Origin of the sequence: Mycobacterium sp. (assembly GCF_035499775.1) — a bacterium.
In the GTDB taxonomy this organism is placed as follows: domain Bacteria; phylum Actinomycetota; class Actinomycetes; order Mycobacteriales; family Mycobacteriaceae; genus Mycobacterium.
The window spans coordinates 1-8,309 of sequence record NZ_DATJYB010000482.1 but is presented as its reverse complement, the minus strand read 5'-3'; the positions used below and the strand labels follow the sequence as shown (position 1 = coordinate 8,309).

The window sequence follows — 8,309 nt, the reverse complement described above, 5'->3', positions numbered from 1 at the left end:
ATCTGGTTGGCCATCTGCGCCCGCTGCGGAGGAGCGGCACTGAGGAAGTTGTTCAAGAAGTTCTGCGCCAGTGTGCTGTTGTTGAACTTCGCGGCGGACGCTGGATCCGTCGCGTTCAACGCGGCCATCACCTGCGGGTAGGTGCAGGTCGTGTTGATGACCGCATCCATCGGATCGGCGGAGGCGATCCCGGTGCCCGCGGTCAACGCGAATGCGATACCGCCAAATCCGGCGGCCAGTTTGGTGAGCGACAACCTCTTCATTGGTGGACCTTTCCCCAAATTTTTGTACCGTCGCGCAGACGGCGACGACAGTGCCCGGCGGTTGCCGTCTTTCGTTGAGGGTACCAGCCGCGTGGGCCTACTTTGATCACCAAAGTCATCCCCCAAGGCGTGTCGCACAGCACTTTCTGCAGGTCAGCGGCTTGCAACAGCCTTGCTGTGTAAATGCTATGTAGATCGTTAGAGTTGCCCAGCCAGCCGTGTCCCTTGCTTGATGGCGCGCTTTGCGTCCAACTCGGCAGCAAAAGCCGCGCCGCCGACGATGTGCGGGGCCACCCCGCTGCGCCGCAGGTCGTCCTCCAGGTCGCGCACCGACTCCTGGCCGGCACAGATCACCACGTTGTCCACCGCCAGTACCTGCGGCCGCTGCCGGTGGGGGCCGAAACTGATGTGCAGGCCGTCATCGCTGATCCGCTCGTAGTTCACCCCGGACAGCTGGTGCACGCCGTTGGCCTTCAACGATGCCCGATGCACCCATCCGCTGGTCTTGCCCAGCCGCGTGCCCTGCGGGCCTTTGGTGCGCTGCAACAGGTACACCTCACGCGCCGCCGGCGACGGGAGGGGAGTGGTCAAGGCGCCGCGTGCTTCCTGGGGGTCGGCGGCTCCCCATTCTTGCTTCCAGTCTTTTAAATTCAGCGTCGGTGACTCCTCGGTGACCAGCAGTTCGCTGACGTCGAACCCGATGCCTCCGGCGCCGATCACCGCCACGGTCTTTCCGACTGGCTTGGCCCCGGTGATCGCCTCGGCATAGGTCAGCACCTTCGGGTGCTCGATGCCGGGAATGTCCGGAATGCGCGGTACCACCCCGGTGGCCAGCACGACCTCGTCGAAGGCCGCCAAGTCGTCGGCTGATGCTCGGGTGCCCAGCCTGACCTCGACGCCGAGCTTGGCCAGCATCGTCGAGAAATACCGGATGGATTCGCTGAATTCCTCCTTGCCGGGAATGCGGCGGGCCAAGTCGAACTGGCCGCCGAGGAAGTCGTTGGCCTCGAAAAGGGTGACCCGGTGTCCGCGCTGGGCGGCGTTGACCGCAACGGCCAGCCCGGCCGGCCCGGCCCCGACCACGGCCACCGAGCGGGCGCGCCGCGTTGGGGACAACACCAATTTCGTCTCGTGCGCCGCCCGCGGATTCAGCAGGCACGACGCCGTCTTCCTGCCGAAGGCGTGGTCCAGGCAGGCCTGGTTGCACGCGATGCAGGTGTTGATCTCGGCCGCCCGGTCGGACTGCGCCTTGAGCACCCACTCCGGGTCGCTCAGCAGGGGCCGGGCCATCGATATCAGCTGCACCTGGGTGTCGGCCAGGATCTGTTCGGCGGCCTGCGGCATGTTGATCCGGTTGGAAGCCACCACCGGGACGCTGACGTGTTCGGCCACCGCGTTGCTGATGTCGACGAAGGCGCTGTTGGGCACCGAGGTGACGATCGTCGGCACGCGCGCCTCGTGCCAACCGAAGCCGGAGTTGATGATGGTGACGCCGGCAGCCTCCAGTTCGGTTGCCAACGAGACGATTTCGTCCCAGCTTTGGCCTTCCTCGACATAGTCGGCCATTGACATCCGGTAGCAGACGATGAAATCGGGCCCGACGGCCGCGCGGGTGCGGCGCACGATCTCAACCGGGAATCGGCGGCGATCGGCGGGCGTGGCACCCCAGGAATCGGTACGCCGGTTGGTGCGCGGCGCCAGGAACTGGTTGACCAGATATCCTTCGCTGCCCATGATTTCGACTCCGTCGTAGCCGGCTTCGCGGGCCAGTTGCGCGCAGCGGACGAAATCGGCGATGGTCCCTTCGACGCCGCGGGTTGACAGGGCTCGCGGCCGAAATGGGTTGATCGGAGCCTTGATTGACGACGCGCTCACCGAAAGCGGATGGTACGCATACCGTCCGGCGTGCAGGATCTGCAACAGGATCTTGGCGTCCGCGTCGTGGACCGCCCCGGTGACGTGGCGGTGCCGCCGGGCCTGGGTCGAGGAGGTCATTTCCGAGGCGAACGGCAGCAGCCAGCCGGTGCGGTTGGGCGCGTAGCCGCCGGTGATGATCAGACCGACACCCCCGCGGGCGCGTTCGGCGAAGTACTCGGCGAGCCTGTCGATGTGGTGCGCCCGGTCCTCCAGCCCGGTGTGCATCGAGCCCATCACCACCCGATTGCGCAATGTGGTGAACCCAAGGTCCAACGGAGACAACAGGTTCGGATAGGGGGTCATGGCTCCGATAACCCTTCCCTTCAGCGAGTGTCGATCCAGCGTAATCGGAGTCAGGAGGGGTCCAAACGCGCACCGGGGTCTTGGGAGAGGCCGAAGACCTGCACGGATGCGGACTTTCCCTTCAGGACATGGAATCCCCGGTCGACGAGTCCGGGTGGTCGCGACGGCAAGGCGTCGACGCACTGCTGGGTGAGAAGGATTGTGTCGCCAGTGGTTTTGGTGAGTTGCTCGACGCGGGCCGCCACGTTGACGGTGTCACCGATGAGGGTGAACTCGAGCTTGCCGCCGCCGCCGATGGTTCCGGCGATCACCACGCCGGTGTTGATCCCGACGCCGATGCGAAGCTCCCCGTCGAATCGCTCAGCGACCAAGCGGTGAATCAGCACCGCGGCCTGTACCGCCGCGTAGGCGTGATCGACGAGGTCGTTGGGGGCGCCGAAGACGGCCAGCGCGCCGTCGCCGAGGAACTTGTTGACGTGCCCACCGGCATCGACGACGGCAGGCACGACGATCTCGAAGAGCGCGTTAAGGCGCGCGACCGTGTCCTCAGCGGTATTCGCCTCGGCGAACGGGGTGAAATCGCGGATGTCGACGAACATCACCGTGACCTCGCGGCGCTCACCGGTAAACACGTCATCACCTTGCTCAAGCAGCCGCGCGGCGAGGGCAGGGTCGACGTAGGTTCCGAAGGCGGCGTGGAGTCGTCGCCGCTCGGCCAACCCGGCCTGCATGCGGTTGAACGACGCCGCCAGCGTGCCGAGATCGTCGTCTTGAACCACCGGCAGGCGGCCGCTGTAGTCGCCGGCCGCGACACGTTCGGTTCCTTGGGCGAGGTCACGCAGGGGTTGCAGGGACGGTGAGAACGAGGCGCCGACGGTGAGCGGCACCGCGAAGAAGAGCACCAATCCGCACCCGATCGCGACGACGAGCCCGGGGGTCTCCCGGACGCGGTCGATCACGACGGCCTGCATCGCGCCCGCGGCGGCGAACGCGAACGCGGCCGCGAGCACGGCCAGATTCGACCACGCGGCGAAGGTCGGGCGGTGGCGCGGTAGCGCATCACCCACTCCGGTGTCGCCGGCGATGGCGACCCTCGCGGGCCGCAGCGCTCCTTCCGGGTAACTGTGCACGGCGATCAGCAGCACCGAGATTCCTGATGCCGCGCCCAGGATCGCGTACTGGACCAACCGTGACCCGGTCGCGCCGGCGATCGCGCCCACCAGCAGAAACAGCGCGGCAATGAAAACAGCACTAGCCCCCACCGCTCGGGCTCCCGCCACCCGGGCCCAGGTGTAGGTCGCGTCCAGTGCGCCGGTCCGCTCGACGTCGTCCCCGGCGGCCCACCGCTCCACGAGGCGGCTCGGGCCCAGCCCCGGAAGGATGCTCACATACACCATGACAAGCACGGCGCCAGCGGTTGCCGCGGCCGCCTCGACGTAGCGATCGGACCTTTCGAAAGCGACGATCATCAACGAAAAAACGAGGTAGACCGGTAGCAACTCGGCGACCATGACCGCGCACATCGCCCACGAGTACCGCGGCCCGCACCGATCCCACACCCACTGCCAGATGCGATCCATGCAGGGAGACTAAACAGCCGCCTCGTCACATGCGCAGTAGATGCGTACGGCTGGACATATCTCCGGGCGTGCCCAGTGGTTGACGTGTATGTGCAACGTCTAGTATCAGTAACCGAACGCTTGCCGCGAAGCAGCCGCCGGCAGGCGAACAGCAGCCCACCAAAGAAGCAGTACATGGAGGACACCTTGAGGAGACGTCCGTGACGTACACGATCGCCCAGCCCTGCGTCGACATCAAGGACAAGGCATGCATTGAGGAGTGCCCGGTCGACTGCATCTACGAGGGTGCCCGGATGCTGTACATACACCCCGACGAGTGCGTCGACTGCGGAGCCTGTGAACCGGTCTGTCCCGTCGAGGCGATCTATTACGAAGACGATGTGCCCGAACAGTGGAGCCAGTACACGCAGATCAACGCCGACTTTTTCGACGAGCTGGGATCACCCGGCGGCGCGGCCAAGGTCGGTATGACCGAGAACGATCCGCAAGTGATCAAGGACCTGCCACCGCAGGGCGAGGGCGACTGAGCGGGCGCGTCTCGGCGTCCCTGCCGGAGTTCCCCTGGGACACCTTGGCCGACGCCAAGGCGCTGGCCGGGGCGTATCCGGACGGCATCGTCGACCTGTCCGTGGGCACCCCGGTCGATCCGGTCGCGCCGCTGATCCAACAGGCGCTGGCGGCCGCCGCTTCGGCACCCGGGTATCCCGCCACCGCCGGGACCGCGCAGCTGCGCGAGTCGGCGGTGGCCGCCCTGGCCCGTCGCTTCGGTGTCGCCGGCCTGGACGAGTCGGCTGTATTGCCGGTGATCGGCACCAAGGAACTCATCGCCTGGCTGCCGACTCTGCTGGGTCTGGGCCCGGCCGACGTGGTCGTGGTGCCCGAGTTGGCGTATCCGACTTACGAGGTCGGTGCCCGGCTGGCCGGAGCGCAGGTGCTGCTCGCGGACTCGCTGACCCAGCTGGGCCCGCAATCACCGGCGCTGCTGTACCTGAACTCGCCGAGCAACCCGACCGGGCGCGTCCTGGGCGTAGGCCACATGCGCAAGGTCGTCGGATGGGCCCGCGACAGAGCCACCGTGATTGCTTCCGACGAGTGCTACCTGGGTTTGGGCTGGGACGCGGAACCCCTCTCGGTGCTGCATCCCTCGGTCTGCGACGGCGACCACACCGGGCTGCTGGCCGTGCACTCGCTGTCGAAGAGCTCGTCGCTGGCCGGGTACCGGGCCGGCTTCGTGGCCGGTGATCCGGCCTTGATCGCCGAGCTGCTCGCGGTACGCAAACACGCCGGGATGATGGTGCCGACTCCGGTGCAGGCTGCCATGGTGGCCGCCCTGGACGACGACGATCACGAGAAGCTGCAGCGGGAACGCTACGCGCGCCGGCGCGCGGCCCTGGCGCCGGCGCTCCGCTCGGCGGGCATTGCTGTCGACCATTCGGAGGCGGGCATTTATCTGTGGTCCACCCGCGGTGAGCCATGCCGCGACACCGTCAACTGGCTGGCCGAGCGCGGCATCCTGGTCGCGCCCGGCGAGTTCTACGGTCCCGGTGGCGGGCAGCACGTGCGAGTGGCGCTGACGGCCACCGACGAGCGCATCGCTGCCGCGGTGAGCCGACTCAGCTAGGTCCGCCGCATCCGAAGCGGCAGAATGCGCTCTCATGGGTAAGGAATGTGGTCGATGACAACTTCTCCTGGTCCGGCCGGTAAATCTGGCAAGCTGCGCATCCCGCTGTCGATCGGGGACATAGCCAAGCGCGTCTTTCTCGGAAAGCCGCTCATCACCGAGGACCTGAAGGCCGAGAAGTTGTCGAATCCGGTTGCGCTCGGCGCACTTTCGCCGGACGCGATCTCGTCGACCGCCTATGGTCCCGAGCAGATCTTGATCGAGCTGCTGCCGTATGCGGGGCTGGCGGCGTTTGCGTTGCTGCTTCCCATCACCGGTGTCATCCTGCTGATCCTGGTGCTGGTGACCGCGTCCTACCGCCAGGTCGTGATGGCCTACACCCGGGCGGGCGGGTCCTACATCGTCGCGCGGGAGAATTTCGGGCCCAAGGTGGCGCAGGTCGCCGCCGCGGCACTGCTGATCGACTACGTGGTGACGGTGGCCGTGCAGTCGGCGGCCGGGACGGTTGCGGTGGTGTCGGCGATCCCGCGGCTAGGTCCCTACAGCCTGGCGATCACCGTCGGCGTGGTGATCTTCATCTGCTACCTGAACCTGCGGGGATTGAAGGAAGCGGGGATGCCGTTCGCGGTGGCGACGTACTCCTTCATCGTCATGGTCGGCTTGATGATCGTGGTCGGTGTCGTCCGCCATGTCTTCTGGGGCTTGACGCCCTTCGACCCGTACCAGATGCACGGAACCGTGGACGTCCATCACGGCGACGGGCTGGTCATGAGCGGCGCAGCGGTTCTGGTGTTGTTGCGGGCTTTCGCCAACGGGGGCTCGTCGCTGACCGGGGTTGAGGCGATCTCCAACACCGTCGACGTGTTCCGAAAGCCGCAGGGCCGCAACGCGCGTCGGGTGCTCACCACCATGGCCACCGTTCTCGGACTGCTGCTGGCCGGCGTCGCCTATCTGGCTTTTGTCACCCACGCCACGCCGTACAAGACGGAATACCCGTCGGTCCTGTCGCAGATCGCCCAAGCGGTCTTCGGCAAAGGCATGCTCGGGGACGTCTTGTTCTTCCTCGTCCAGATGGCGACGGCGGCCATCCTGTTCACCGGCGCGAACACCAGTTTCAACGGATTCCCGGCACTGGCCAGCTTCGTCGCCGAAGACCGCTTCCTGCCCCGGCAGCTGACGAAACGCGGTCACCGCCTGGTGTTCTCGAACGGCATCATCGCGCTGACGGCATTGTCGGTGGCTTTGCTGGTGATCACCGGAGGCTCGGTCAACACGCTGGTCCCGTTCTATGCGATCGGCGTGTTCACCGGGTTCTCGATGGCCGGCTACGGAATGACCAAACACCATCTGACTCACCGGGAACCGGGTTGGCGACACCGCCTCGCGATCAATCTGTCCGCGGCCATCCTGTCGACGATCGTGGTCGGCATCTTCGCGGTTGCCAAGTTCACCGAGGGTGCGTGGCTGGTGGTGGTCGTCTTCCCGGTGCTGGTGGCCATCCTGATCCGGCTCAACAAGGAATATCGCGCCGAGAACGCCATTCTGGAGATGTTCCGCACCGACCGCCCCGAATTGGTCAAGTACGCCCGGCACCGCGTGTTCGTCTTCGTGAACTCGGTCGACCTCGCGGTGATCGAAGCGCTGCGGTACGGCAAGGGATTGCGCGCCGACGAGCTGATCGCGGTGCACTTCATGGTCGACGCGGCCCATGCCGCGGTACTGCGCCAGCGCTGGGATCATTTCGAACTCGACACCCCGCTGCGGGTCGTGGACTGCCCGGACCGGCGGATCAACCGGGCCGCGCAGATGCTGGTCGCCAAGGCGGCCAACGAGCAGAAGAACAGCAATGTGACGGCGTTGCTGCCCCGCCGAACCTATGCGCCGCTGCTGGGGCGGCTACTGCATGACCGCACCGCGGACAAGATCGCCCGGGCCGTGAGCCTGATCCCCAACGCTGCCGCGACGATCGTGCCCTACGACGTGCAATCGCGGATCCAGGAGGCGTACCCGGAGCGCCTCGAGCAGCGGTTCACCCGCGAGCTCGACAAGGTCGAAGCGTGGGTCTCGCAGGACGAGAATCAGAACGTCGAAGCGTACGAACATCCCGAGCGCCCGCAGTCGGTGATCACGGTGGCGAACCTGATCCCCGGCCAGCGCGCGACCTTCGAGGGACGGGTCAGCGAGGTCGAGGACGTCACCAAACGCAGGCGCACGTACCGCCAGGTCGTGGTCGGCGACGACACCGGCGAGGTGGCCATCTCGTTTCGTCCCGGGCATGGCGGCGCCGACATCCAGCCCGGTCAGCTGCTGCGGATCATCGGCAAGGCACGCCAGAGCGGCAACCGGCCCGTCACCCTGGTCGACCCGGCCTATCACGTCGTCGAGGACCCCGCGAAGAGCGAAGACACCGGGAAAAGCGAGGACGCCGGGGAGCGGTGATTCAGCATGCGCACGCAGCAATGTCTCGACGCATACTTCAGCGACTCGAAAATATCTGGCATCCAGCGTCGCGGCGCGCACGCCGTAGTCGAACTCGAGGCCCAACTTCTAGAGCTGACAAGACATCTGGACCGACCGTAAATAATGGGGAGGACACCCGGCAGCCCCCGATGGTGACCGGCATCG

General features: G+C 66.3%; 6 protein-coding genes. 3 read left to right on the top strand and 3 right to left on the bottom strand.

Features of this window, described 5'->3' with window-relative positions:
• From VML93_RS29705 to VML93_RS29695, 3 genes are all read right to left on the bottom strand, one after another.
• Window positions 1-263, bottom strand: a 263-nt coding sequence (locus VML93_RS29705; RefSeq protein WP_325616019.1) for a hemophore-related protein, incomplete at its 3' end; no start/stop codon positions are given.
• Window positions 264-461: 198 nt separating this feature from the next.
• Complete coding sequence (locus tag VML93_RS29700; protein ID WP_325616017.1) at window positions 462-2,483, bottom strand: NADPH-dependent 2,4-dienoyl-CoA reductase; 2,022 nt, start codon at window positions 2,481-2,483, stop codon at window positions 462-464.
• A gap of 50 nt (window positions 2,484-2,533) precedes the next feature.
• Entirely contained in the window at window positions 2,534-4,063 is a 1,530-nt protein-coding gene (locus VML93_RS29695) for an adenylate/guanylate cyclase domain-containing protein (RefSeq protein ID WP_325616016.1), read from the bottom strand.
• A 200-nt stretch (window positions 4,064-4,263) separates the two neighbouring features.
• Here VML93_RS29695 and fdxA point away from each other — a divergent pair, with 200 nt between their 5' ends.
• The 3 genes from fdxA to VML93_RS29680 are packed head-to-tail and all read left to right on the top strand — an operon-like array spanning window position 4,264 to window position 8,123.
• Entirely contained in the window at window positions 4,264-4,590 is a 327-nt protein-coding gene (gene fdxA / locus VML93_RS29690; RefSeq protein ID WP_325616015.1) for a ferredoxin, read from the top strand.
• Window positions 4,587-5,684, top strand: coding sequence for a succinyldiaminopimelate transaminase (dapC, locus tag VML93_RS29685; RefSeq protein WP_325616020.1), 1,098 nt, complete (start codon window positions 4,587-4,589; stop codon window positions 5,682-5,684). Before fdxA ends, dapC begins: the two co-directional genes overlap by 4 nt.
• Window positions 5,685-5,738: 54 nt before the next feature.
• Window positions 5,739-8,123, top strand: a complete 2,385-nt coding sequence (locus VML93_RS29680) for an APC family permease (protein ID WP_325616013.1) — start codon at window positions 5,739-5,741, stop codon at window positions 8,121-8,123.
• Window positions 8,124-8,309: the final 186 nt, after the last annotated feature.